At 67.7% G+C, this 24,437-nt stretch carries 23 protein-coding genes; 11 read left to right on the forward strand and 12 right to left on the reverse strand.

Going from position 1 to position 24,437, the window contains the following annotated elements; genetic code table 11:
- Position 1: 1 nt before the first annotated feature.
- Together uraD and SBI80_RS03000 are read right to left on the reverse strand one after the other, a co-directional pair.
- A complete protein-coding gene (gene uraD / locus SBI80_RS02995; protein ID WP_318972931.1) occupies positions 2-508 on the reverse strand; it encodes a 2-oxo-4-hydroxy-4-carboxy-5-ureidoimidazoline decarboxylase in 507 nt (168 codons plus the stop codon).
- Positions 509-2,416 carry a PbuX/PucJ/PucK family nucleobase permease gene (locus SBI80_RS03000; RefSeq protein WP_318972932.1) on the reverse strand — a complete coding sequence of 636 codons (1,908 nt, stop codon included), beginning with the start codon at positions 2,414-2,416 and terminating at the stop codon, positions 509-511.
- 33 nt (positions 2,417-2,449) lie between these two features.
- Here SBI80_RS03000 and SBI80_RS03005 point away from each other — a divergent pair, with 33 nt between their 5' ends.
- Together SBI80_RS03005 and SBI80_RS03010 are read left to right on the forward strand one after the other, a co-directional pair.
- The gene (locus SBI80_RS03005; RefSeq protein WP_318972933.1) at positions 2,450-2,995 is read left to right on the forward strand and encodes a nucleotidyltransferase family protein; all 546 of its coding nucleotides are present in this window, start codon (positions 2,450-2,452) and stop codon (positions 2,993-2,995) included.
- A gap of 132 nt (positions 2,996-3,127) precedes the next feature.
- Positions 3,128-3,466, forward strand: coding sequence for a histone-like nucleoid-structuring protein Lsr2 (locus tag SBI80_RS03010; RefSeq protein ID WP_318972934.1), 339 nt, complete (start codon positions 3,128-3,130; stop codon positions 3,464-3,466).
- A gap of 3 nt (positions 3,467-3,469) precedes the next feature.
- On the opposite strand, the gene SBI80_RS03015 is transcribed toward SBI80_RS03010, so the two are convergent.
- From SBI80_RS03015 to SBI80_RS03035, 5 genes are all read right to left on the reverse strand, one after another.
- Positions 3,470-4,492, reverse strand: a complete 1,023-nt coding sequence (locus SBI80_RS03015) for a malate dehydrogenase (protein ID WP_318972935.1) — start codon at positions 4,490-4,492, stop codon at positions 3,470-3,472.
- Positions 4,489-4,821, reverse strand: a complete 333-nt coding sequence (locus SBI80_RS03020) for a hypothetical protein (protein WP_318972936.1) — start codon at positions 4,819-4,821, stop codon at positions 4,489-4,491. Before SBI80_RS03020 ends, SBI80_RS03015 begins: the two co-directional genes overlap by 4 nt.
- A gap of 61 nt (positions 4,822-4,882) precedes the next feature.
- Positions 4,883-6,682, reverse strand: coding sequence for an acetyl/propionyl/methylcrotonyl-CoA carboxylase subunit alpha (locus SBI80_RS03025; RefSeq protein WP_318972937.1), 1,800 nt, complete (start codon positions 6,680-6,682; stop codon positions 4,883-4,885).
- A gap of 161 nt (positions 6,683-6,843) precedes the next feature.
- Complete coding sequence (locus SBI80_RS03030; RefSeq protein WP_318973658.1) at positions 6,844-7,251, reverse strand: SufE family protein; 408 nt, start codon at positions 7,249-7,251, stop codon at positions 6,844-6,846.
- A gap of 2 nt (positions 7,252-7,253) precedes the next feature.
- Positions 7,254-8,141, reverse strand: coding sequence for a sulfurtransferase (locus tag SBI80_RS03035; RefSeq protein WP_318972938.1), 888 nt, complete (start codon positions 8,139-8,141; stop codon positions 7,254-7,256).
- Positions 8,142-8,233: 92 nt separating this feature from the next.
- Between SBI80_RS03035 and SBI80_RS03040 the strand changes: the two genes are divergently transcribed.
- Both SBI80_RS03040 and SBI80_RS03045 read left to right on the forward strand, forming a co-directional pair.
- Positions 8,234-9,577, forward strand: a complete 1,344-nt coding sequence (locus SBI80_RS03040; protein WP_318972939.1) for a nucleotide sugar dehydrogenase — start codon at positions 8,234-8,236, stop codon at positions 9,575-9,577.
- Positions 9,570-10,550 carry an NAD-dependent epimerase/dehydratase family protein gene (locus tag SBI80_RS03045; protein ID WP_318972940.1) on the forward strand — a complete coding sequence of 327 codons (981 nt, stop codon included), beginning with the start codon at positions 9,570-9,572 and terminating at the stop codon, positions 10,548-10,550. Before SBI80_RS03040 ends, SBI80_RS03045 begins: the two co-directional genes overlap by 8 nt.
- Positions 10,551-10,556: 6 nt before the next feature.
- On the opposite strand, the gene SBI80_RS03050 is transcribed toward SBI80_RS03045, so the two are convergent.
- From SBI80_RS03050 to SBI80_RS03060, 3 genes are all read right to left on the reverse strand, one after another.
- Positions 10,557-11,201, reverse strand: coding sequence for a nucleoside triphosphate pyrophosphatase (locus tag SBI80_RS03050; protein WP_318972941.1), 645 nt, complete (start codon positions 11,199-11,201; stop codon positions 10,557-10,559).
- Between the two features lie 25 nt (positions 11,202-11,226).
- Positions 11,227-11,508: an acyl-CoA carboxylase subunit epsilon gene (locus SBI80_RS03055; RefSeq protein WP_318972942.1), complete on the reverse strand. Its 282-nt coding sequence runs from the start codon at positions 11,506-11,508 to the stop codon at positions 11,227-11,229.
- Positions 11,509-11,593: 85 nt separating this feature from the next.
- A complete protein-coding gene (locus SBI80_RS03060; protein WP_318972943.1) occupies positions 11,594-13,222 on the reverse strand; it encodes an acyl-CoA carboxylase subunit beta in 1,629 nt (542 codons plus the stop codon).
- Positions 13,223-13,528: 306 nt separating this feature from the next.
- Here SBI80_RS03060 and SBI80_RS03065 point away from each other — a divergent pair, with 306 nt between their 5' ends.
- The 6 genes from SBI80_RS03065 (at position 13,529) to SBI80_RS03090 (ending at position 19,759) form a co-directional block, all read left to right on the forward strand.
- Positions 13,529-14,590 carry a glycosyltransferase gene (locus tag SBI80_RS03065; protein WP_413232618.1) on the forward strand — a complete coding sequence of 354 codons (1,062 nt, stop codon included), beginning with the start codon at positions 13,529-13,531 and terminating at the stop codon, positions 14,588-14,590.
- The gene (locus SBI80_RS03070) at positions 14,587-15,552 is read left to right on the forward strand and encodes a GDP-mannose 4,6-dehydratase (protein ID WP_318972945.1); all 966 of its coding nucleotides are present in this window, start codon (positions 14,587-14,589) and stop codon (positions 15,550-15,552) included. Before SBI80_RS03065 ends, SBI80_RS03070 begins: the two co-directional genes overlap by 4 nt.
- Positions 15,549-16,229 carry an acyltransferase gene (locus SBI80_RS03075; protein ID WP_318972946.1) on the forward strand — a complete coding sequence of 227 codons (681 nt, stop codon included), beginning with the start codon at positions 15,549-15,551 and terminating at the stop codon, positions 16,227-16,229. The genes SBI80_RS03070 and SBI80_RS03075 overlap by 4 nt, the downstream gene beginning before the upstream one ends.
- Positions 16,229-17,356: a glycosyltransferase family protein gene (locus tag SBI80_RS03080; RefSeq protein WP_318972947.1), complete on the forward strand. Its 1,128-nt coding sequence runs from the start codon at positions 16,229-16,231 to the stop codon at positions 17,354-17,356. Before SBI80_RS03075 ends, SBI80_RS03080 begins: the two co-directional genes overlap by 1 nt.
- On the forward strand, positions 17,349-18,512 hold the full coding sequence (locus SBI80_RS03085; protein WP_318972948.1) for a lipopolysaccharide biosynthesis protein: 1,164 nt from the start codon (positions 17,349-17,351) through the stop codon (positions 18,510-18,512). Before SBI80_RS03080 ends, SBI80_RS03085 begins: the two co-directional genes overlap by 8 nt.
- A gap of 101 nt (positions 18,513-18,613) precedes the next feature.
- Positions 18,614-19,759, forward strand: coding sequence for a glycosyltransferase (locus SBI80_RS03090; protein ID WP_318972949.1), 1,146 nt, complete (start codon positions 18,614-18,616; stop codon positions 19,757-19,759).
- Here SBI80_RS03090 and SBI80_RS03095 read toward each other — a convergent pair.
- On the reverse strand, positions 19,752-21,296 hold the full coding sequence (locus tag SBI80_RS03095; protein ID WP_318972950.1) for a cellulase family glycosylhydrolase: 1,545 nt from the start codon (positions 21,294-21,296) through the stop codon (positions 19,752-19,754). The genes SBI80_RS03090 and SBI80_RS03095 overlap by 8 nt on opposite strands.
- 51 nt (positions 21,297-21,347) lie before the next feature.
- The gene (locus SBI80_RS03100) at positions 21,348-22,769 is read right to left on the reverse strand and encodes an O-antigen ligase family protein (RefSeq protein ID WP_318972951.1); all 1,422 of its coding nucleotides are present in this window, start codon (positions 22,767-22,769) and stop codon (positions 21,348-21,350) included.
- A gap of 126 nt (positions 22,770-22,895) precedes the next feature.
- Here SBI80_RS03100 and SBI80_RS03105 point away from each other — a divergent pair, with 126 nt between their 5' ends.
- Positions 22,896-24,431 carry a tyrosine-protein kinase domain-containing protein gene (locus SBI80_RS03105; RefSeq protein ID WP_318972952.1) on the forward strand — a complete coding sequence of 512 codons (1,536 nt, stop codon included), beginning with the start codon at positions 22,896-22,898 and terminating at the stop codon, positions 24,429-24,431.
- Positions 24,432-24,437 lie beyond the last annotated feature (6 nt).

A 24,437-nucleotide genomic window follows, 5' to 3' on the forward strand; every position in this document is an offset into this window, starting at 1 on the left:
CCTAGGCGGGCTCACTCAGCAGCCGTTCCAGCCGGAGCCGGTTGATCTTGGCCAGCTCGCTGCGCATCACCCGGCGCTCGGTCTCTGGATCGTTGTGCAGGCGCTCGGTGAGGATCTCCAGCAGCTCCTCGGCGGACCGGCCGCTCGCGCACACCAGGTAGACGTACCCGAACTGGGCTTCGTACTCCGCGTTGCGGGCGGCGAGCTCGGCCTTGACCGAGTCCGCTGCCGTCGCCACGGCGGCCTGCTCGCGCGCCGAGGACGCGTTGTCGGCCCGGGCGCCGATGCGCGGATGACCGTCCAGGGCGGCGTCGATCTCGGCGTCGGGCAGTTCGGCGAGCACGCGGTCGGCGCGGTCCAGAAGAGCGTCGGCGTCCCGGAACGGACCGCCGGCAAGCACTCGTCGGGCCCAGATCGTCGACGAGCAGACACCGAACAGCAGATTCATCCGTTGCCGCTCGGTGAGGCCGTTGAAGCCGTCCAGGCCCAGTGCACCTTGGGTCGGCATTCAGCGCAGTTCGTTGAGCCGGCCGAAGCGCGCCGCGGCGATCGGGTTGGCGTCGGCGACCAGGTCGTCGAAGCGGTAGTTGGCGATCTTGGCGATCTCGATCAACGCAAACGCCTTCTCGGCCTGCGGTGAGTTGTCCATCCGCGACCAGCCGTTGTCGAGCACCCGGTCGAAGTGCTCGGTCTCGCGCGCGCAGATCACCAGTGGGAAGCCGAAGTGCTCGCGGTAGGCGGTGGCCAGCTCGACGACGTCGTTGTGATCGTCCTCGGCCAGGTTGCTCAGCGCGACGTGATCCACGGCAAGCGCGTGGCCCGTCTCGTCCTCGGCGCCGAGGTCGTGGAACGCGTTGATCAGCTGGAGCTGCTGCTCGGACGAGCCCGTCAGCACCGCGTCCTGGAATGCCTCGCGCAGGGCCCTGGTGTCGGTGAAGGGGCGCTGCTGGAACGCCCGCTCGATCGCCCACGGGACGTCCTGCACGACGTGCCCGAACACCTCGGTGAACCGCTCCTTGGTCATCGCGTTGACCTCGCCGAGGCTGATGGTGCCGCCACCGGCGACCCGGGGTCCCCGGCTGATGCCGAGGTGGAAGAACACCACGTTGAGCAGGATCGCGGCGATGGCGCCGATGCTGATGCCGCTGCCGAACAGCAGGTCGATACCGGGCGGCAGTGCCTTGGCGACGTCGGGGTATGACGTCACCCACAGCGCCAGCGCCAGGCTGGTGGTCACGATGATCAGGTTGCGGTGATCGGTGAAGTCCACCTTGCCGAGGGTCTGGATGCCGACGACGGCGACCGTCGCGAAGAGGGTCAGTGCCGCGCCGCCGAGCACCGGATTGGGGATCGACGACACGATGGCTGCCACCTTGGGCAGGAAGCCCAGGATGATCATGATGACGCCCGCGGCGGCCACCACCCAGCGACTCTTGACGCCGGTGAGCCGAACCAGGCCCACGTTCTCCGAGAACGCGGTGTAGGGGAACGAGTTGAAGATGCCGCCGATCACGGTGGCCAGACCGTCGGCGCGCAACACGTTGCCGATGTCGGAGGCCTTGATGCGCTTGCCGACGATCTCGCCGGTGGCCATGGTGCTGCCCGTCGACTCGACCGCGGTGATCATCAGCACGATGATCATCGTGACGCAGGCGACCACGTCGAACTTCGGCATGCCGAACAGGAACGGCTGGGTGAAGCCGATCGGTGCCGCGGCGCCGACCTTGTCGAAGTTCATGTCGCCCAGCGCGAACGCGATTGCGCAGCCGATGACCAGTCCGAGCAGCACGGCGATGGTAGCCATGAAGCCGCGGAAGATGCGCTGAATGGCCACGATGATGGCGATCGTGCCCAACGCGTAGAGCAGCCAGCGGATGTTCGTCGGATCGTGTTCGCCGGTATGGGGATTGGTGACGGCGTCCCCCGCACCGACCGGGACGAGGCACAGCCCGATGATCGTGATCAACGTGCCGGTGACCACTGGCGGGAAGTACCTGAGCAGCTTGACGAAGATCGGCGCGATGAGGAACGTGAAGACGCCCGCGACGATCACCGCGCCGTAGACGTAGAGCAGGCTGGCCGCGCCGCCACCGTGCGCCAGCCCGATCGCGATGATCGGGGACACGCCGGCGAACGTGACACCCTGCAGCAGGGGAAGGCGGACGCCGACCTTCCAGAACCCGACGGCCTGGATGATCGAGGCGATGCCGCAGGTGAACAGGTCGGCCGTGATCAGCTTGACCAGGTCGTCCTGAGGCAGCTCGATGGCTCCGGCGATGATGATCGGTACCAGGACCGCACCGGCGTAGAACGCGACCACGTGCTGAAAACCATAGGTGGCCAGCTTGGGCAGGGGGAGCACCTCGTCGACGGGATGCACGCGCTTGCGCTGGGCCTTGGTGACCGGGGTGGACATGGATCAAGAATCGACCAGGTTGACACTGTTCGCATGTCGAAGAAGTCGCCGATCGCCGGTGTCGTGCTGGCCGCAGGAGCGGGCACTCGTTACGGAATACCGAAAGTCCTTGCCGAACAAGGGAAGTGGTTACGGTCGTCGGTGGCTGCCCTGGCCGACGGGGGCTGCGACGACGTCGTGGTGGTCCTCGGGGCTGCGGTGGTGGACGTGCCGGCACCCGCGCGCGCCGTGGTGGCCGAGGACTGGACCGTCGGCGCGAGCGCCTCGGTGCGGGCCGGGCTGAGCGCAGTCGCCGATGCGGACCTGGTGGTCTTGCACCTCGTCGACCTGCCCGACGTCGGACCCGACGTGGTGGTGCGCGTGCTGGGGGCGGCCAGCGCCGCGGCGTCGGGCCTCGCGAGGGCGACCTACGGGGGGAAGCCCGGTCACCCCGTGGTGGTGGCTCGGCGGCATGTCCCGGCCCTGGCGTCGACGCTGTCCGGTGACCGTGGGGCGCGCGGCTTCCTGGCCGGCCGTGCCGACGTGGTGGCCGTGGAGTGCGGTGATCTGGCCACCGGTATCGACGTCGACGACCCCTAGCTTCGAGACTGCCCGGCGGTGTATACAGCTCAATACGCGGGAAACGGGGAGTTCCTGCGCACGATTGGTCGGTAGCCGACCTCGGGGGGTGTGGCACCAGGTGGTGACACACGGGTGGCAAGGGGTAGGGCCATGGGGAGAAACAAGAAGGTCGTGTTCGTCGACGACGTCGATGGCACGGATGCCAGCGAGACGGTCGAATTCGGCCTCGACGGGGTGCGGTACGAGATCGACCTGTCGGAGGCCAACGCCGAGGCGCTGCACCGCACGCTCCAGCGGTGGGCCAAGTGCGGACGCTATGCCGACGAGCGGTCACGGCGCGTGGCGCGCGCCCGGCCGTGGCATGGTCGCGTCAGCGCGCCCGAGCGGGCAACCATCCGCGAATGGGGCATTGCCAACGGTTTCCGGGTCGGGCGGCGCGGCCCGTTGCCCGTCGAGGCGGTGCACGCGTTCCGCGAGGCCAACCGCTGACGGTCAGAGCAGCCCGAGGGCGGCGACGGCCGCGCGTTCGGTTTCGAGCTCGGCGACCGAGGCGCCGATGCGGGCCCGTGAGAACGCGTCGACGGTCAGGCCCTCGACGATCTGCCAGGCGCCGTCGACCGCGCGGACCGGCAGCGAGGCGACCACGCCCTCGGGGATGCCGTAGACACCCGGTGACGGCAGTGCCACCGAGGTCCAGTCGTCGTGGTCCGTGCCGTCCACCCAGTCGCGGACGTGATCGATCGCGGCGTTGGCGGCCGACGCGGCCGAGGACGTGCCCCGGGCTTCGATGATGGTGGTTCCCCGCGTGGCCACGGAGGGGATGAAGTCGTTGGTCAGCCAATCGGTGTCGGCTGCGTACTCCGCTCCGGGCCTGCCACCGACGATGGCGTGAAAGATGTCGGGATACATGGTCGGAGAGTGATTGCCCCACACCGTCACCCGGCTGACGTCGGTGACGTGCACCCCGGCGTGGGCGGCCAGTGCGGCCACGGCGCGGTTGTGGTCCAGCCGGGTCAGCGCGGTGAAGCGCTCCCGCGGGATGTCTGGCGCATGCGCGGAGGCGACGAGTGCGTTGGTGTTGGCGGGATTGCCGACCACCACGATCCGGACGTCGGCGGAGGCGCCCGCGTTCAGTGCGCGGCCGGCTTCGGCGAAGATGGCGGCATTGGCGGCCAGCAGGTCGGCGCGCTCCATGCCCTTGCTGCGCGGTCTGGCACCCACCAGCAGGGCGATGTCGACGCCGTCGAACGCGCGGATGGGGTCGTCGTGGATCTCCACCCCGGCCAGCAGGTCGAAAGCGCTGTCGACGAGCTCCATCACCACGCCCTCGGCGGCGCGCATCGCCGACGGCAACTCCAGCAGTCGCAGCGTGACCGGTACGTCGCGTCCCAGCAGCGCCCCCGCCCCGATGCGAAACAGTGCGGCGTAGCCGATCTGGCCGGCGGCGCCGGTGACCGTGACGACCTTCGGGCGGGCGGAGCTGGGTGGGACGGGATCCGGGCGGGCGGAGCTCACGTGTGCACGCGGATGTTGAGGATCTCCGAGGCGTAGCGCCGGACCGTGTCCTCGGACATGGCGGCGGCGTCCTCGTAGCCCGGGCGGGCCCGGCTCTGCATGAACCCGGTTGCGGGGTTCAGGGTGATCTCGGCCAGCAGCTCACCGGTGGAGGGTTCGCACACCGCCCAGGTGTAGAGGCTGTCGTCGGCCCAGCCGTCGGCGGCGTCGTGCACGTAGTCCAGGTCGGTCTCGCCGAGGTCTGCCAGCGCGGGCCGATCGTCGACGCGGTCGTCATAGCGCAGGCCCCGCAGATACCAGGTGCCGTTGTTGATTTCGACGGGCTCCATGATGGTCGACCGTTCGAGCGGCCACCTGGTGCGCGTGCACCACGTGGCCGCTCGGCGGGTTCTAGTCCTTGATCTCGGCGAGGACGGTGCCCTGCGTGACGGCCGCACCCGCCTCGACGGCCAGGCCGGTGATGGTGCCGTCCTTGTGCGCCGTCACGGGGTTCTCCATCTTCATGGCCTCGAGCACCGCGACCAGGTCGCCGGTGGACACCTGCTGGCCCTCTTCGACCGCGACCTTGACCACGGTGCCCTGCATCGGGGCCGTCACCGCGTCGCCGGAGGCCGCTGCGCCCGCAGCCGCCCCACGCTTGCGCGCCTTGGGCTTCTTGCGGATCACGCCGGGCGCGGCGGCGCCGCCCCCGTTGCCGATGGCGAGATCACCGGGCAGCGACACCTCGACGCGACGTCCACCGATCTCGACGACGACCTTCTGGCGGGGCAGGCTGTCGTCCTCGTCGATGGGCGCGCCGGCGGTGAACGGCTCGACGGTGTTGTTCCACTCGGTCTCGATCCACCGGGTGTGCACGGTGAAGCCGTTCTCGTCGCCGATGAACGCGGGATCGGACACCACGGCCCGGTGGAACGGGATGACCGTCGCCAGCCCTTCGACGTCGAACTCGGCGAGCGCCCGCCGCGAGCGTTCGAGCGCCTCCTGGCGGGTGGCACCCGTGACGATCAGCTTGGCCAGCATGGAATCGAACTGTCCACCGATCACCGACCCGGACTCCACGCCGGAGTCCAGGCGCACGCCGGGACCGGTCGGCGGGTCGAACTTGGTGACGGGGCCCGGGGCGGGCAGGAAGCCGCGGCCGGCGTCCTCGCCGTTGATGCGGAACTCGAACGAGTGCCCGCGCGGCGTCGGATCCTCGGTGATGTCCAGTGCCTCGCCGTTGGCGATGCGGAACTGCTGGCGTACCAGGTCGAGGCCCGAGGTCTCCTCGGTGACCGGGTGCTCGACCTGCAGGCGGGTGTTGACCTCCAGGAAGGAGATCAGCCCGTCCTGGCCGACGAGGTACTCCACGGTGCCCGCGCCGTAGTAGCCGGCTTCCTTGCAGATGCGCTTGGCCGACTCGTGGATCTCCTTGCGCTGCGCGTCGGTCAGGAACGGCGCCGGAGCCTCCTCGACGAGCTTCTGGAAGCGGCGCTGCAGCGAGCAGTCGCGGGTTCCCGCGACGACGACGTTGCCGTGCGTGTCGGCGATGACCTGGGCCTCGACGTGGCGCGGCTTGTCCAGGTACCGCTCGACGAAGCACTCACCGCGTCCGAAGGCGGCGACGGCCTCGCGGGTGGCGGACTCGAACAGCTCGGGAATCTCCTCGATGGTGCGCGCGACCTTCATGCCGCGGCCACCGCCACCGAAGGCGGCCTTGATGGCGACGGGCACGCCGTATTCCTTGGCGAACGCCACGACCTCGTCGGCGTCCTTCACCGGATCGGGGGTGCCGGGCACCAGGGGCGCCTGCGCCTTGGCGGCGATGTGGCGGGCCGTCACCTTGTCGCCGAGGTCGCGGATCGACTGGGGGCTCGGCCCAATCCAGATCAGTCCGGCGTCCAGCACGGCCTGGGCGAAGTCGGCGTTCTCGGAGAGGAACCCGTATCCGGGGTGGACGGCGTTGGCGCCGGACTTGGCAGCGGCGTCGAGCAGCTTGGCGAAGTCGAGGTAGGACTCGGCAGAGGTCTGGCCACCCAGGGCGAAGGCCTCGTCGGCGAGCCGAACGTGCGGTGCGTCCGCGTCGGGCTCGGCGTACACGGCCACGCTGGTGAGCCCGGCATCCTTGGCGGCCCGGATTACCCGGACGGCGATCTCACCACGATTGGCAACGAGTACCTTCGAGATCTTCGAGCTGGCGTGATTGGCCACTTCGCCTCCTGCTGATATGCCGTCTGGGGCATGTTCTTAAGAACGTCTTGAGAAACTCAACGGGAAGTTTAAGCGGCTCGCATTGGAGTCCGGTCAACCGGTGTCGGTTACCGATGAGTAGGGAGAAGTGACGTGCACGACACGTCCCGTGGGTTGCCCGGTCAGTCGCGCAGGCGGCGCTTGATCCGGGTCAGCATGGCCGACATCCCGCGCAACCGCAGCGGGCTGATCAATTTGGCGAGCCCGAGTTCGGAGTAGAAGTCGTCGGGCACGCCGAGGATGTCGTCGGCCGAGTGCGCGTCGAGGCCGGCCGCGAGGATCGCCGCGAAGCCGCGGGTCGTCGGCGCCTCGGCCGGGGCGCTGAAGTACAGCCGGACGCGACTGCGGTCGGAGGCGTCGACGTGCAGGAACAACGGCGACTGGCACTCGGGCACCGGCTCCATCGCGGCCTCTTCGAGGTCGGCGGGCAACGGCGGCAGATCGTTGGCGAACTCCAGCAGGAGCTGCAGCTTGTCCTGGCCCTGCACCTCGGCGAAGTCGGAGACCACCTCGGCCAACGCGGCCGGCATGCTCACGGCGCCTCGCCGGGCTCTTCTCCGGCGGCGACCGGTACGCGCACGGCATTGCCCCACTCGGTCCAGGAGCCGTCGTAGTTGCGGACGCCCTCCTTGCCGAGCAGGTGGGTCAGCACGAACCAGGTGTGGCTGGAACGTTCGCCGATGCGGCAGTACACCACCGTCTCGTCGCCGGGCTCCAGGAAGCCGTAGAGCTCCTCCAGCTCGGCCCTGGTCCGGAACTGCCCGTTGTCCAGGGCGGCCTTGGCCCACGGGATGGACTTCGCCGTCGGGATGTGGCCACCCCGCAGGGCGCCCTCCTCCGGATAGTCGGGCATGTGGGTGCGCTCACCGGTGTACTCCAGGGGGGAACGAACGTCGATGAGCGGCTCGGTGCCGAGGACCGCGAGGACGTCATCCTTGAATGCGCGGATCTCGGCATCGTTGCGCGCGACCACCGGGTAGCCGGTGGTCTGCTTGGACGGGACGTCGAGGGTGGTGTCGCGTCCGTTGGAGACCCACAGGTCGCGGCCGCCGTCGAGCAGGCGTACGTCGGGATGGCCGAACAGCGTGAACACCCAGAGGGCGTAGGCAGCCCACCAGTTGCTCTTGTCGCCGTAGATCACGACCGTGTCGTCGCGGCTGATGCCCTTTCGGTCCATCAGCTCGGCGAACTGGGCACCGTCGATGTAGTCGCGAACGTGCGGATCGTTGAGGTCGGTGTGCCAATCGATCTTCACGGCGCCCGGAATGTGTCCAGTGTCATAGAGGAGAACGTCTTCGTCGGATTCGACGATGGCAAGTCCGGGCCGACCGATGTTGCTAGCTAGCCAGTCGGCGGTGACCAGCCGTTCTGGGTGAGCGTAGGCGGCGAGGGAGGGATGCGGGTCTGCTGGCAGAGGCACACCAAGAGCCTACCCACGTCGAAATGCGCGCCGACGCCCTAAGGTCGAAACTTGGAGGCACCACGCTCGGTGCTGTAATAATTTGAGGAATGATGGGTTTGCCAGCAAAGTTTGATGTGGGAATCGTCGGCCTTGGTTACGTTGGCTTGACCCTGGCCACCGTGCTTGCCGAGGCCGGTAACTCGGTCATCGGCATCGAAAAGCGTAAAGACCTCGTCGAGATGACCAACGAGGGCATTCCGCACTTCACCGAGACGGGCTTGCCCGACGCACTCGCCGGGGTCACGCGGTCGAAGAAGCTGGTGGCCGCGGAGGCGTTCGACGACAGCTTCACCTGCGACACCTACATCATCACGGTGGGGACGCCCCTGTCCGCGGACGGGGTGGCCCGCGTCGACATGATCGAGGCCGCGGCCCGCGACATCGCGGCCAACATGCAGGACGGCGCCCTGGTGATCCTTCGGTCGACGGTGAAGATCGGCACCACCCGTGACGTCGTGGCACCCATCCTCACCGCCAGCGGCAAGTCCTACGACATCGCCATGTGCCCCGAGCGCACCCTGGAGGGCAAGGCGCTGCAGGAATTGCGCGAACTGCCGCAGATCATCGGGGCCGATTCCCAGGCCGTCGCCGATCGCGCCGCAGCGGTATTCCGCCGCCTCACCAATTCGATCGTCTCGGTTTCCGGCATCGAAACCGCGGAAATCATGAAATTGGTCAGCAACACCTTCCGCGACGTCCAGTTTGCGTTTGCCAACGAGGTCGCCAGGGTTTGCGATGCGTTTGGCGTCAGCGCCCACGAAGTGATTTCCTCCGGCAAGCTCGGCTACAGCCGGACGAACATTCCGCTGCCGGGGCTGGTCGGCGGACCGTGCCTGGAGAAGGACCCGCACATCCTGATGGAGAGCGCGCGGACCCGCGGCATCTCGCTGGAGATCACCTCGGCGGGCCGCCTGGTCAACGAGCGCCAGCCCGAGGAGACGGTGCGCTTCATCAGCAGCGAGATCAAGCGCCGCGGCCTGAGCGCACCGTTGAAGATCAACATCCTCGGGATGGCGTTCAAGGGCCAGCCCGAGACCAGCGACCTGCGCGGCTCGATGTCGATCAAGGTGCTCGACGAACTCAAGAAGGCCCACCCCGAAGCCGAGATCGGCCTGTACGACCCGGTCACGCCGCAGGAGGTACTCGCCAGCGAGTTCCCCGACGAGAAGAACTTCAGCCGCTTCGGAGACGCGGTCAGCGGCGCCTCCGTCGTGGTGATCGCCAACAACCACCCCTCACTTGGCACGATCTCGCCGCGCACCATCAGTGAGTTCACCAGCCCGGACGGGTTCGTCTTCGACTACTGGAACCACTTCAGCCACCTTCCGGCCTCCGAACTCGGCGATTCGTACTACGCCGTCGGCCGCAGCGGAGTGGCGCCGACCAATGGCTAAGCGCGTCGTAGTCACCGGTGGTGGCGGATTCATCGGGGCTTATCTGGTCAAGCGCCTGGTGCACGACGGGTGGGACGTCGCCGTCGTCGACAGCATGGTGCGCGGCGACGCGAGCCGGTTCGCCGAGGTCGCCGACGACGTGCGGTTGTTCACCTGCGACGTGCGGGACCAGGATGCGCTGGAGGAGGCGTTCGTCGGCGCCGAGGTCGTGATGCACCTGGCGGCGATCAACGGTACCGAAAACTTCTACAAGCAACCGGAATTGGTGCTCGACGTCGGGTTGCGGGGCGCCTTGGCCGTCGTCAACGCGGGCCGCGCCGTCGGGGTGCCCGACTTGGTGGTGGCCTCGACGGCCGAGGTGTACCAGACGCCGGCGATCGTGCCGACGCCGGAGACCATCCCGCTGATGCTGCCCGACAGCCTCAACCCCAGGTACTCCTACGGTGGGTCGAAGATCGTCAGCGAGTTGATCGCGTTCAACTACGCCCAGGACCACTACCGGCAGGTACAGGTCTTCAGGCCGCACAACGTGTTTGGCCCCAACATGGGCTGGAAGCACGTGGAGCCGCAGTTCATCATGCGGGCGCTGGCGGCCCAGGAGGCCGGCGACGGCGCCTTCCCGATCCAGGGAGACGGCACCGAGACCAGGTCGTTCTGCTACGTCGATGACATCGTCCAGGGCATCTTGACGATGTACGCCAGCGGCGGCCACCGCGAGGTCTATCACATCGGCAGCGACGAGGAGGTCAGCATCCTCGACCTCGCCGGGCGGATCGGCAAGATCGTCGGCGTCGAACTCGACATCCGTCCCGGCGCGGCCGCCGAGGGTGGAACACCGCGACGGTGCCCCGACATCGGCAAGATGCGGGCTCTGGGCTGGTCGCCTCGGGTCGGTCTCGACGAGGGCCTGGAGCGGACCGTCGCCTGGTACCGCGAGCACCGCGACGACGTGCCCGCCAACGACCTGATGTAGTTCCGCTCAGGTAGTCGGCGAATTCGGTTGCCACAGAGCCGAAACCGAGAGGCCGACCCGTTCCAGCAGGCGTCGGGTCAGCGACAGACTGAGGCCGATCACGTTCGAGGGGTCGCCGTCCACGCCGTCGACGAACCAGCCGCCGTAGCCGTCGAGGGTGAACCCGCCGGCGACCGCGGTGGGTTCGCCGGTGGCGGCGTAGGCAGCCAGGTCCTCCTCGGACGGTGAGCCGAAGCGAACCGTGGTGACCTGGTGATCGGTGGCGGTGGCCTCGACGACGCGGTCACGCAACCGAATCAGGCAGTGTCCGCTGTACAGCTCGGCGGAGGTGCCCGCCATCGCACGCCAGCCATCCACCGCCGCGGCCTCCGATGCCGGCTTGCCCCACAGGCGACCGTCGCGATACAGCATCGAATCGCAGCCGATGACGATGCAATCCGCGGACAGGGCGGCGTCCAGCTCGCGGAGGACCGCCTCAGCCTTGGCGGTGGCGAGGGCTTGGGTCACCCGATCCGGGCCCGCATCGGCCGGTAGCGCCGCGACCACGGCGTCCTCGTCGACCCCTGACACCAGTACCAGCGGGTCTATCCCGGCGCTGCGCAACACCTTTCGCCTGCCCGAAGAGGCCGACGCGAGGATCACCCGCGTCATGAGCCGTTCCTCGCGCCAGCGCTCACTAGCGCCGCATGTGGGTACGCGCCACCTGGGTGACCCGTTGCCAGCTGATGATCGAGTACCTCAGCTTGTCCACCGGATGGCCCCACAGGTTGAGTTCCTGCGGCCCTGGCTCCGGGGTGCCGCCGCCCGCACCGGCGAGCACCGTCACCAGCGCGGCCAGTTCCTCGTCGGTCGGGTTGCCCTTGAGGACCTTGATCTCGGGCGCCGAGGTATCGGCGGGCACGTCGATGGTCATCTCCGCGGGATCGGACACCTCGACGATGTCGACGTCGTGTTTCATGAAGCGCTCCGTTCTTTGCGATTTCGGCGTGATGAGGCGCGCTCAGCGCGACCAATCACGCCGAAATGGCGGGCTGGGGGACGGATCAGAGCGGGATGTTGCCGTGCTTCTTCGGCGGCAGCTGCACGATCTTGCGCTCGAGCAACCGCAGCGAGGCCGCGATGTAGCCACGGGTGTGCGACGGCGGGATGACCGAGTCGACGTATCCGCGTTCGGCGGCGACGTACGGGTTGACCAGGGTGTCCTCGTACTCCTGCTGCAGCTCCAAGCGCAGCGCGTCGACGTCCTTGCCCTCGGCGGCGGCCTGCTTGAGCTGCTGGCGGTAGACGAAGCCGACCGCGCCCGAGGCCCCCATCACCGCGATCTGCGCGCTCGGCCAGGCCAGGTTCACGTCGCAACCCATGTCCTTGGAGCCCATCACGCAGTACGCGCCGCCGTAGGCCTTGCGGGTGATGACGGTGATCTTGGCGACCGTCGCCTCGCCGTAGGCGTACAGCAGCTTGGCGCCGCGGCGGATGATGCCGTTGTACTCCTGCTCGGTGCCCGGCAGGAAGCCCGGGACGTCCACCAGCATGATGATCGGCACGTTGAAGCAGTCACAGGTCCGCACGAAGCGGGCCGCCTTCTCGGAGGCGTTGATGTCCAGGCAGCCGGCGAACTGCGTCGGCTGGTTGGCGACGATGCCGACGGTGCGTCCGTCGACGCGGCCGAACCCGACGACGATGTTGCCCGCGTAACCCTGCTGAACCTCCAGGAACTCGTCGTCGTCGAGGATGCGGGTGATGACCTCGTGCATGTCGTAGGGCTGGTTCGGTGAATCCGGGATCAGCGTGTCCAGCTCGAGGTCCTCTTCGGTGAGGTTGTCCTCGATGGCTCCCGGATGCGGCGGGGCCGGGTAGCGCGGCGGCTCGGACGCGCTGTTGGGCGGGAGGTAGCTGAGCAGGTCGCGAACGTAGTCGAAGGCATCCTGCTCACCGGAGGCGACGTAGTGCGCGGTGCCCGACTTGGCCATGTGGGTGTGCGCGCCACCCAGCTCCTCCATCGTCACCTCTTCGCCGGTGACGGTCTTGATGACGTCGGGGCCGGTGATGAACATCTGGCTGGTCTGGTCGACCATGATGACGAAGTCGGTCAGCGCGGGGGAGTAGACGTGGCCACCTGCGGCGGCGCCCATGATCAGTGAGATCTGGGGGATCACGCCGGACGCCAGGATGTTGTTGCGGAAGATCTTGCTGTACAGGCCGAGCGAGACCACGCCCTCCTGGATGCGGGCACCCGCGCCGTCGTTGATGCCGATCAGGGGGCGGCCGGTCTTGATGGCCAGCTCCTGGACCTTGACGATCTTCTCGCCGTAGACCTCGCCGAGGCTGCCGCCGAAGACGGTGGCGTCCTGGCTGAAGATGCAGACGTCGCGTCCGTCGATGGTGCCGTAGCCCGTGACCACGCCGTCGCCGACGGGGCGGTTGGCATCCATGCCGAAGTTCTTGCTGCGGTGCTTGGCCAGCGCGTCCAGCTCGACGAAGGAGTCCTCGTCCAGCAGGGCGTAGATGCGTTCGCGAGCGGTCAGCTTGCCCTTGGCGTGCACCTTCTCCACGGCGGATTCGCCGACCGGGTGCAGCGTCTCCTCGGCGCGCTTGCGGAGATCGGCGAGCTTGCCCGCGGTGGTGTGGATGTCGATCTCGGCTGCGGCGGTAGGTTCGGTAACGCTCGTCATGGGTAGGGATGCTATCGAGTCGCTCGCCGATCGTTCGCAGCGGCCGCGTCGAGCCGTCTCGTAGACATGCCGCGCCGACCTGCGAAAGTTTGCCGCGAGTTGTAACCGGCCCCATTTTGGGGTTCTATGTACCTATTCCTATGGATGGGCTTGGAACAATACGGAGAGTCCGTCCATAACGCGCGTGCGAGAGGGTTGTCCAGCGTGCCTCGAGTTCGCAGATACGACGGAGTCGACGGGCCTCGGGTCGCGATCGCCCACGATTATTTGACCCAGCGTGGGGGTGCCGAGAAGGTCGTCCTCTCCATGACCCGGGCATTTCCCGACGCCCCGATTTACACGTTGCTGTACGACCCCGCCAACACCTATCCCGAATTCGCCGACCGCGACGTCCGGGTCTCTCGATTGAATTCGCTGGGGATCTTCCGCAAGCATCACCGCGCGGCGTTGCCCATTCTGCCGATGGCGGCCAACTCCATGCACGTCGACGCCGACGTGGTCGTCACCAGCTCCAGCGGTTGGGCCCACGGCTTCCAGACCACCGGGCGCAAGTTGGTGCACTGCCATTCCCCGGCCCGCTGGTTGTATCTCAGCGACATGTACCTCGGCTCGGACAGCGGGCTGCTCAAGCGTGGGCTCTTGGCCGCCACCTCGTCGCGGCTGCGCGCCTGGGATTACCGCGCCGCCAGTTCCTGCGACCGCTACCTTGCCGTGTCGACCGTGGTGCAGCAGCGCATCGCCGACGCCTACGGTATCTCCGCCGACGTCCTTCCCTCGCCCGTCGCGATGACCAGGGGCGCGGCCACCGAGCCGATTCCCGAGCTCGAGCAGTGGCTGTCGGCCGACGGGGCGCCAAGGCCGGCCCAGGAGTTCTTCCTGTGCGTGTCCCGGCTGCTGCCGTACAAGAACGTCGACGCCGTGGTGCGCGCGTTCGCCGGGCGTTCGGAGCGATTGGTCGTGGTGGGACGCGGGCCCGATGCCGAGCGCATCGCCGCGGCCAAGACGCCGAACGTGTTCATGCTGCGCGACCTGACCGACGGCCAGATGTCGTGGCTCTACCAGCATTGCCAGGCACTGATTGCGGCGAGTTACGAGGACTACGGCTTGACGCCGATCGAGGCGGGCGTCTGGGGCAGGCCCAGCATCGTGTTGCGCTGGGGTGGTTTCCTCGACACCGTCGCCGAGGGTGTGACGGGCATGTACTTCGACCAGCCCGATGCCGCGTCGATCGCCGAGGCGCTGGACCGTTTCGACGCGTCGTCGTTCGACCCGGACAAAATTCGGGCGCACGTCGAGCAGTTCACCGAGGAGCGCTACGTCGAGGCGCTTCACGCGGCAGTCGACGAGCTCGCGGAGCGACCGGCGTGACCGCTGACACCGCTCTGATCACCGGTGTCACCGGGCAGGACGGCCGGTATCTCGCCGAGCTGTTGACCGCAGCGGGCGTCGAAGTCCACGGCGCGATCCGGATCGGGGCTGCCCCCGACGTGGAGGGGTCCGGATTCGTCGCTCACGAAGCGGATCTGACCGACCGCGATTCGGTCGCCCAGCTGCTCGATGCCGTCGCACCCGACATGGTCTTTCACTTGGCCGGCATGTCCTCGGTGGCGGCGTCGTGGGACGACCCGGTGTCCTGCACCCGGATCAACTCGTCGTCGACCGCCGCCGTCCTGGATGCCTGCCTGCGCACGCAGGATCGCCGCGGCAACCCGATGACCGTGGTCAACGCGTCCAGCTGCGAGATCTTCGCCGGGGCGCCGGACGCGGTACAGAGCGAAACCACCCCGGTGCGGCCCATCTCACCGTACGGCGCCTCGAAGGCGTTGGGTCACAACCTATGTCAGGTGTACCGGGCGCGCGGCCTCGAGGCGACCAATGCCATCCTCTTCAACCACGAATCACCCCGGCGCCCAGCGAGATTCGTCACCAGGAAGATCAGCAAGGCGGTCGCCGAGATCGCCCGGGGCCGTCGGGAGCACCTGGTGCTCGGCGATCTCACGGTGCGCCGCGACTGGGGCTGGGCGCCGGACTACGTCGACGCCATGTACCGGATGGCGGTGCACGGCAAGGCCGACGACTTCGTGGTGGCCACCGGTGTCGCACACTCGCTGGCGGACTTCGTCGCCGCTGCCTTCGCGGCCGCGGGCATCGACGAATGGCAGCAGTTCGTGCTGAGCGACCCCGGCCTGATCCGTCCAGCCGACCGGCCCGCGATGGTCGGTGACGCGACGAGGGCGTGGGACATACTCGGGTGGAAGCCCACCAAGACCTTCCAGGAAATCGTAATTGCCATGGTCGAGTCGGACCTATCACAGGAGCGAGACACGTGATTCCAGAACCATTCAAGGCAGACCCCGAGGACCGGGCCAGGAAGTTGGCCGCCGCGCCGGGGCTGAAGCTGCCGCCCGACCCGGAATGGGAGCTGGGTCCCGACGGCCGCGTCGTCGCCTACAAGATGCAGGGGATGACGTTCACCCGCAAGGCGCGCAACCGCATTGCCACGATCCTCTACAACATGATCGTCACCTACATCCCGTCGCACTTCGTGCGGCAGAACTTCCTGCGCTGGGTCGCCGGGACGAAGATCGGCAAGAAGTCGACGCTCATGCGCGGGGTGACCGTGTTCGACCCCGAGTTCCTGACGATCGGCAACTACACCACGATCGGCTTCCGCTGCTTCCTGGATTCGCGGGCGGGCATCTCGATCGGGGACAACGTCAACATCGCCAGCGACACCCACATCCTTGGTGGCGGGCACGACATCAACCATCCGGACTTCCTGCCCATGCCGATCCCGACGGTGATCGAGGACTACGTCTGGATCGCCAGCCGGGCGATGATCCTGCCGTCGCACATCAAGCGCGGAGCGGTGGTCGCGGCGCATGCCGTGGTGACCAAGGACATCGAGGAGCTCGAGGTCGTTGGCGGCGTGCCGGCCAAGGTGCTGACCAAGCGCAACCCGGACGCCCTGAAGTACAGCAGCCCTTACCGCCCGCTGTTCTTCTGATGGCCGTCGATCTCGAGGACTACCGCCTGATCTACGTCGGGCCGCGCAACCACGTCACGGCGATCGGCGACTACACCGAGGATATGGTCGCCGCCCTGCGCCCGTACTTCGGCGAGGTGGCGGAGGTGCGGGTGTCCGGGCCCGGTGACGAGACGTGGTCCGACGTCCGGCGCGTGCGCAAGCAGGTTCGCGACCTCATCGCCTCGTGGCCGGCAGGCAAGGTGCTGGTGCATTCGGAGATCGGTTGCGGCATGCTCTCGCCGTTCTGGGCCATCGCCGGGCTGAAGGGCATTCCCGTCACGCTGACGGTGCACGATCCGCCACAGGCGCTGTGGTTCACCGCCCGCACCCGGTTCGTGGCCCGACACAAGTTGCTCATGCACGGTTTCCACTACCCCCTGCGGCCGTTGTCCCGGTGGCTCGAGGGACGGGTGAACGGCCGCCGCGACATCTTCGCCCTCAGCCGGACGGGGCAGGCGTCCATCGACCGTGTCTACCCGCACACCCGCACGCACTACGTGCCGTACCGGGTCGCCGACAAGAACGTCATCAAGCCCGCCGAGGACCGGCCCAAGGCTATCGGTTTCTTCGGATTGGTGTACCGCGGCAAGGGTTTCGACCAGATCGAGCAGATCCGCAAGGAATTGCCCGACGACATCCTGATCCGCGTCGCTGGCCGCGGCACCGAGGCGTTGCCGAAGATGGCCGGCGTCGAGATCGTCGGTGGTGTCGACGGCCCCGAAGAGGACGCATTCTTCGAATCGGTGCGAGCCATCGTGATTCCCTACGGCAAGAGGCATTTCTACGCCGACACCTTCCCGGCGTCATCGGTGGCCGCGCACGCGCTGGCCTACCGGACGCCGATCATCGCCACCAGCTATGGCTCGCTCGCCGAGTTCGACGCCGAGACGGGCGCGGTGGTGGTGCCGATGGGGCCTGGTGACCCGAATGCGTTGCCGCCCGGCTTCACCGACACGATCGCCGCATTCGTCGACGACGACGGCCGGGTGACCGAGGTCGGGAAGAACGCCGACCGCACCCGCGAGGAGCGTTCGATCGCTCGGACCGCCGAGGCGTTCGCCGCTGCGTGGTCGAAGATCCTGGGCCGTCAGCACGAGAGTGGCTGAGCCAACCACGCAGGGCGCGGCCGCCCCGCGCAACATCTTCAAGACGCTCGTCGCGGTGGGCTGGATGTACGGTGGCCGCGGCATCGGCATGCTGTGGACCCTCGCCCTGGTCGGCAAGCTGAGCGTCGGCGACTACGGCAAGTACGGCATGGGCTTCGCGCTGTCGGCAGTCGTCGGGCCGCCGCTGGACAACCCGTTCAACGTGCGCGCGATGCGGGAGTCCGAAGAGCACTTCCTGGCCGAGCGCACCAGCCGCTACCTGGTCGGGATCACACTGGTGGCGCTGGGCGTCGCCCTGATCGGCGTCAACTACATCGCCTGGTTCGGCTTGGTCATCGCCGGCGGCGAGATGGTGTTCAAGTCGTATCAGAGCAAGGCCGCCAGGGACGGCCACCCGCAGGTGACCTGGCGGATGGACACCGTGCGGCAGGTGACGAGCGTGCTGATCGCGGGTACGTACCTGTTCGCCTCCGCGAAGCCGAATCTCGCCATCGCAAGCCTGCTCTACTGCAGCCCCTACCTGGTGGTCCTGGTGTTGGCCACGCGACGGGTGTGGGGGCACCGCCCTGGCGTTCCCGGACCGCCGCGGCTGATCTTGGCGCTGGTCGGCGAGATGCTCGGCATGTGCATCTACCTGCAGGGCGACGTGCTGCTGCTGGGTTTCCTGACGGACAGCACGACGGTCGGCTACTACGCGCTGACCGTGACCGTGACCGTGGCGCTGGCGGCCATCGGCCAGTCCTTCGCGATGACCTACAACGAGCCGCTGCGGCGCAGCGGGGGAGACCTGTCGACGGGTCCGTCGCTGCGCAACATCGTGCTCCTCGGTCTCGGCACGGGATCGCTCGTCGTGATCGCCGGGCTGGTCCTGCTGGCGACGCCCGCACCGACGGAGCTGGCGGTCGCGATGCTGATCATGGCGGTGTTCTGCGCCATGCGGACCATGAGTTCGGTGCTGGCCGTGATCCTCTACGCTCAGCGTCGCGACGTGATGCGCCTGAGCGCGAATCTTGGCCTGGTGCCGGTGAAGTTGGGGGCGGTCGCGGTACTGGCCCAGTTCGGTGCCGTCGGGGCGGCGTGCGCCACGGTCGGCACCGATGCCATTCTGCTGGCGATCTATCTGGTGGCTATCTATCGACGAAAGGTCAAGGCATGACGGGCGAGCGAGAAGCGGAGCGGGATCGCGCATGACTGGTAAGCGAGAAGCGGAGCGGGATCGCGCATGACCGGTAAGCGAGAAGCGGAGCGGGATCGCGCATGACCAAGGTGGCATTCCTGGTCTCCAAGGATCCGGTGACCGAACACGGCGGTGACGTCGAACTCGCCCGCGTGGTGATGAGACTGGCCGCCGAGGCGTACGACATCCGCCTGGTCTGCCTGTCCGAGGAGCCCGCCGGTGAGTTGGTCTCCGACGTCGTCAAGGGTGGGCTGAAGACGCTGCGGGTGGCCCAGTACCCGGTGAAACGCGTTCCACTGCTGGCGAATTCGTTGCTCAAGCGGCGCAGCCTGGTGCACGTCAGGTTCGACACCGACGAGCTGCTCGAAGCCATCGAGGCCAGCGACGAGGACGTGTTCTTCAGCGAGCACAGCTACATGGCCGAGACGTTCATCCGCAGCAGCCTCTTCGGCAAGAAGGGCTTGGTGATCAACACGATCAACACCGAGTCCCAGGTGTGGCTGTCGACCCGCGGCACGCTCGGCAAGATCGAGGCCCCGCGCCTGCTGCGTGACGAGCTGCGGGTGGCGAAGCTGGCCGATGCGGTCGGTTGCTACGAGATCGAGGAAGCCGAGATGTACCGGGATCACGGGGTTTCGGCTGCCCGGTTCATGGAGGTGACGCTGCCGCCCGCCGAGCAGATCGACGTGTCGCAGACGGGTCGGCGGCTGGTGTTCCTCGGTGGCCGCGACTGGCCGCCAAATCAGGAGGCGTTCCACGTCGCCCTGCGACTGTGGCCGCGCATCGCCGAGGGCATCCCGGATGCCGAGCTGTGCATCGTGGGTGCCAAGAAGAAGGGGTCGACCGACCCGGTCTACCCGGAGCGTGTCCGCGACCTCGGGTTCGTCGACGATCTGCCGGCCTTCCTGAAGACCTGCCGCGCGCTGATGGCGCCGATCCGGACCGGCGGCGGCGTGCGGGTGAAGCTGCTCGACGCGGCCAGCCAGGGGCTGCCCGTGGTGGGAAGCGGCCCGGCCGTTGGCTCGCTCACCTCGGTGTTCGGCATGTCCACCTTCGACGACGACGACGACTTCGTCGCGGAGTGCCGGCGCATGCTGCTGGACCGCGACGCGGCGGTGGCCGCCGGCAAGGAACTCTACGAGGTCAACCGCGCGCACTGGGAGCAGAAGCTCCCGCAGCGAGCCGTCGAGTCGCTCGTGCAGGCGGGGCTCAAGCCGGTCAGGTGACGTGCGCCGTCGCGCCGGCACCTTGCTGCCACGTGACGTATCCGTGCTCGAAGTCCACGCGCACTCCCGACCCCTGTGGTTGCTCGTCGGAGATCGCCAGGCCCAGCCTTGGCGTCCATCCTTCGACGATGCCGGCGCCCGCGCTGTGGGCGCCGGTGCCCGGCGACCACCAGATGCGCACGCCCGCAGGGGAGTCCATGTCTTGGTAGCCGTCCTGGAACGGCGCCTTCGGCGCGATGCCGTACAGACGTGCCTTGTCGGCCACCGGATTTGGTGAGGCAATGATGCCGGACGGGGTCTCGTACAGCGTGGCCTCGGTGCGCGTCTGGGCCCAGACCTCCGGGGTGGCGCGGAACACCGGACTGAGCACTTCGCCGTAGCCCTCGTCGTGAATCTCGCTGAACCGCTGGTACTCCGCGGTTCTGGGGGTGCCCGCGGCGATCAGATCCTTCATCGCCGTGGCGGCGGGCTTGGCCGAGCCATCGGAGCGATAGACCCCGAACACGTCCTCGGGGTCGGCGCTGCCGGTCCTGCGGTCCCGCGTGGTGTGGATCATGATCGGGCCGGCGTAGGGCATCTCGGGCCACTTCCTGATCAGGTCGGTGATGAACGCGGCCTGCCCCGACTCGTCGGCCTCGGTCGCCGGCTCGCCGTACTCGGTGGCCCAGATCTTCTTGCTCGCATCACCGTTGGCAAGCATCAGCTGCCGGATGGCCACCACCTGGTTCATCGGCGAGTTGGGGATGGGGTATCCGTCGGAGAACTTGAGCGTGTATTGGTACGGATGGAACGACAGGGCGTCCAGATAGTCCTTCGCCCCCGCGGCATACATCTGCTGGACGAATTCGACGGGGTTGATCGTCGACGTTCCGCGGTCGATCACCGAGCCCAGCGCGCCGCCGAGCACCGTCGCGCTGGGGTCGGCGGCCTTGATGCGCGGGTAGGCGGCCTTCAGCAGCTCGGTGTAACCGGCGGCATCGGGCGCCGGTGCGAAGAATGCGGCACCGTTGGGTTCGTTCCAGATTTCGTAGGCCGAGATGATGCCCCGGTATCGCTGCGCGAGCTTGGCGCAGAAGTCCGCGTACTGGGTGGCCGAGGCGGGCCGGCCGGTGATGGCGGGGGCGTTCGGTGCGACGGCCCACGCCGGGCTGGCGTTGACGACGCCGAGGATCATCATGTGCCGCGATGCGGCGGCGTCGACCGTCCGGTCGATCTTGGACCAGTCGAACTGGTTGCGGGTGGGCTCCACGCCTGCCCAGGGGATCATCAGCCGGACGGCCCTGACATTGGTCGCCTGCATCGCGTCGAAGGCGCGGGCTATGTCGGCGTCCGAGCCGAAGTAGACGTCGGGATCGTGAAACCCGATGGTCGTTGGCACGGGCGCGATGGGGGGCGCCTGCTCGACGATCACCTGGCGTGGGTGTCGCGACGGGCCGGACGGAAGCACGACCCACACGGCAGCGGTGATCGCCAGGCCAATCGCGACCGCGGCGACGACGAAGGTCCTTCGACGCGGTCGACGGATCGATCGCCGCACCGAATCACCTCAGACCTTCTCCGGCTGGACTTGCCTAGCGGACGTTCACCGTCAACGCAGTAGCGGTGAGTATGCCGGTTCGGTGCGAGGGCTCGGGAGGGTGTGGGCCTCTTGTCGGTTTCGCCGCCGATCCTCGTCGATGACGATGAGGAAGGTCAGCATCACCGAGAACATCAGCGTCACCTGGGGGATGGTCGCCACCATGTGGTCCAGCTGCAATGCCACGAAGCACATTCCGATGAAGATGCCGCCGTACATCGCGTAGGGCAGCGAGTTCGAGCGGATCAACTTGCCGCTCATCACGCACCCCGTCAGCAGCACGGTGATGAACACCAGGCCGACGATGATGCCCGCTCGATAGATGGTGATGAGCGGGGCGTTGGCCACGAAGTTGAGCGTGAAGGCGGTGGCTCCGTTCTTGAACTCCGGCCGCCCCCAGCCCAGTCCGAAGGGCCAGTGACCGGCCATCTGGTTGGGCCACTCCCTGATGGCGTCCGCGCGCGACGAGCTGCCGACGTCGTCGGAGCTGAACGAGCTGAAGATGCGGGTACGTACGGCCGGGGTGACCATGGCGGCCACGACGACGGCCGCGATCGAACCGAGGGCGATGCTGCGGTCGCGGGTCCGCATGGAATGGAAGAGCAGGACGAGTCCGATGCCGACCAGGACGCTGAAGATGGCCGACCGGCTCAGGGTCAGCACGATCGCCATCGCCAGGATCAGCGTGATGCCCGCCCGCAGCCAGCCCGTGAGCAGGACCAGGCCGAGGGCGAACGCGATCATCAGACCGATGCCCGCCATGTTGGGGTCGACCCACAATCCGCCGAGTCGAACGAAGCGCTGCGCGCCTTCCTCGGTGAACACGAACCGTCCGGTGTCGACGAGGCCATATCCGAACATTCGGAAGATCTTGATGAATCTTTGGGTGGGATCTGCCGCGACGATCGCGATTCCGAACACCGCATTGAGTGTCGCGAAATAGACATAGATTCTTCCGAACTTCGCGAGTAACTCCGGAGGAAATCTCAGCAAAGCGATCACCGTCAGTGTCGCGATCGACCACTTGATGAGTTCGGCGACGTCGGTGAGCGTTCGCCCGGTGAACACCACGGATACGGCCGACACCGCGACGAGCGCGATGAGGGCCTTCTCCAACGGGTGGAACGGCTTGGGCTCGTCCTTGTGCACGATGGCCGCGAGGATGACACCGGCAGCAAACGGCAGGTAGAGCGGCACGTGGATGCCGGGGAAGTATCCGAACGGCAGCAGGCCGAGCTGTGCGGCCAGCCCCCAGGCCAGCCATTGCGGGTGACGAATGCCCACGTAGACGCCGATTGCCAGGGCGGCGAGGCCGCCGACGGCGAGCGTGATCGTCGAGTCCGGGCTGGCCGCCAGAGCTGCGACGATGGGGCACGCAACTACAATGGCGATGCCGGTCAACAGCTCCATCCGCGACTGCATCGCCCATCTCACGGCTCCAATAGTCCGTGTTGTGTTCGCTGAATGCAACTGTCGGCGTCGAGCTGGTGGTGTGCTTTGTGTTGCTTGGCCAGCTATGGTGTGAATGTTGCGGCAAACTTCGAGCGAATGGAGATCCCGGTGGCGATCGGGGATTACCTGCGAACCTTCCGACGCTTCTGGTGGCTCGTGCTGGTGGCCGTCGTGGTGGGAGCGGGCATCGGTTATGCGACCACGTACATGACCACCCCGCAGTATCAGTCGACGGCCCGGCTCTTCGTGACGACGCAGAGCGGCACGTCCGTGGGCGACGCCTACCAGAACAACCTGTTCTCGCAGGAGCGTGTGGTGTCCTACGCCGGGCTTGCCACCAGCGAACAAGTTGCCGCACGGGCGGTCGACCAGCTGAAGATGCCGATCACGGCCGATCAGCTGAGGTCCAAGATCACCGCCACCCCGCTGCCGAAGACGGTTCTGTTGGACATCACCGTCAGCGACCCCGACCCGACCCTGGCTCAGACCTACGCCAACGCCGTGGCCGATCAGTTGGTGCAACTGGTCAGCGAACTCGAAACCTCGCGTCGCGGCGGTACTCCGGCGGCCGGTGCGATCTTGCTCGACGATGCGAACTACCCGACCAAGGCTGCGGGCATTGGTTTGCTGACGCGCATCGGCCTCGGTGCGGTGGGCGGTCTGCTGGTCGGTCTCCTCGCTGCGGTGGCGCTTGGCGTGTTGGATTCCCGCGTCCGGGGCCGCGACCGGGTCGAGGCGGTCAGCAAGTCACAGGTCCTCGGTGCCCTGGTGGCCGATCCGCACCGGTCCGATGTGGCGGTTGCAGACCTCGCGGCCGGCGGCCTGGCCGCCGAGCGCCTGCGGGAACTGCGCACGAACCTGCAATTCGCCCGGACCCGGGCGGGAAGGCGGCCCCAGGTGATCGCGGTCGCCAGCCCGACCCGGGGCGACGGCCGCACCACCACGGCGATCGATCTGGCGGCGGTCTTCGCCGAGGCGGGCCGTTCCGTGGTGTTGGTCGACGGTGACTTCCTCAACCCGTCGCTCGTCGATCGGCTGCGGTTGACCGACGCCGAACGTGCAACCGCATCTCAGCGCGGGTTGGCCACCGTGCTTGCCGGCAGCGACGACGTGACGTCGGTGGTGATCCCATCCCCGGGCGGCGCCCCGTTCGCTCTGGTCCCCGCGGGACCCTCGGCAGCTACGTTGCGGCGGCTGTGGGGCGACGAGTCCGCTGGCCGGATCATCGAGACCCTGCGCGGCAGCTTCGACTACGTCATCATCGATACCCCGCCGCTGACGAGTTGCTCCGATGGTGCCGTGGCGGCCGCGCTCGGTGACGGCGCGATCGTGCTGGCCCGGATCGGTCACACGACGACGAAGAAGTTGACCGCGGCGCTGCAGGTGCTCGAGACGGCCAACGCGGAGTTCATCGGCACCGTGGTGACCTGCGAGCCCGGTCACCGCCGCGAGCTCTCCAAGGCTGCGCCGAGGTCTACCGACGAGCCCGCCGAGCCGGCGCCGAAGAAGTCCGCGCCGCCCAGCGCCCCCGTCGCGGCGGCCAACGGACGGTCCGACGCGAACGGCGACCAGCCGACGGACGTCACCGGTCTGAACCCGGCAGGCGCCCATCGAGGGTCGGGCGTCAAGCGCGAAAGTCGGTGACCTGGT

The sequence above is a fragment of the Mycolicibacterium sichuanense genome (assembly GCF_033741125.1).
Lineage (GTDB): Bacteria > Actinomycetota > Actinomycetes > Mycobacteriales > Mycobacteriaceae > Mycobacterium.

What these genes read in the sequence shown, in the direction of transcription:
- SBI80_RS03050 (WP_318972941.1), bottom strand. Translation starts at nt 11,201, where the DNA reads ATGACGCGGGTGATCCTCGCGTCGGCCTCTTCGGGCAGGCGAAAGGTG.
- SBI80_RS03040 (WP_318972939.1), top strand. Translation starts at nt 8,234, where the DNA reads ATGGGTTTGCCAGCAAAGTTTGATGTGGGAATCGTCGGCCTTGGTTAC.
- SBI80_RS03005 (WP_318972933.1), top strand. Translation starts at nt 2,450, where the DNA reads ATGTCGAAGAAGTCGCCGATCGCCGGTGTCGTGCTGGCCGCAGGAGCG.
- SBI80_RS03055 (WP_318972942.1), bottom strand. Translation starts at nt 11,508, where the DNA reads ATGAAACACGACGTCGACATCGTCGAGGTGTCCGATCCCGCGGAGATG.
- SBI80_RS03060 (WP_318972943.1), bottom strand. Translation starts at nt 13,222, where the DNA reads ATGACGAGCGTTACCGAACCTACCGCCGCAGCCGAGATCGACATCCAC.
- SBI80_RS03065 (WP_413232618.1), top strand. Translation starts at nt 13,529, where the DNA reads ATGACCCGGGCATTTCCCGACGCCCCGATTTACACGTTGCTGTACGAC.
- SBI80_RS03020 (WP_318972936.1), bottom strand. Translation starts at nt 4,821, where the DNA reads ATGGAGCCCGTCGAAATCAACAACGGCACCTGGTATCTGCGGGGCCTG.
- SBI80_RS03030 (WP_318973658.1), bottom strand. Translation starts at nt 7,251, where the DNA reads ATGCCGGCCGCGTTGGCCGAGGTGGTCTCCGACTTCGCCGAGGTGCAG.
- SBI80_RS03090 (WP_318972949.1), top strand. Translation starts at nt 18,614, where the DNA reads ATGACCAAGGTGGCATTCCTGGTCTCCAAGGATCCGGTGACCGAACAC.
- SBI80_RS03000 (WP_318972932.1), bottom strand. Translation starts at nt 2,416, where the DNA reads ATGTCCACCCCGGTCACCAAGGCCCAGCGCAAGCGCGTGCATCCCGTC.
- uraD (WP_318972931.1), bottom strand. Translation starts at nt 508, where the DNA reads ATGCCGACCCAAGGTGCACTGGGCCTGGACGGCTTCAACGGCCTCACC.
- SBI80_RS03045 (WP_318972940.1), top strand. Translation starts at nt 9,570, where the DNA reads ATGGCTAAGCGCGTCGTAGTCACCGGTGGTGGCGGATTCATCGGGGCT.
- SBI80_RS03010 (WP_318972934.1), top strand. Translation starts at nt 3,128, where the DNA reads ATGGGGAGAAACAAGAAGGTCGTGTTCGTCGACGACGTCGATGGCACG.
- SBI80_RS03080 (WP_318972947.1), top strand. Translation starts at nt 16,229, where the DNA reads ATGGCCGTCGATCTCGAGGACTACCGCCTGATCTACGTCGGGCCGCGC.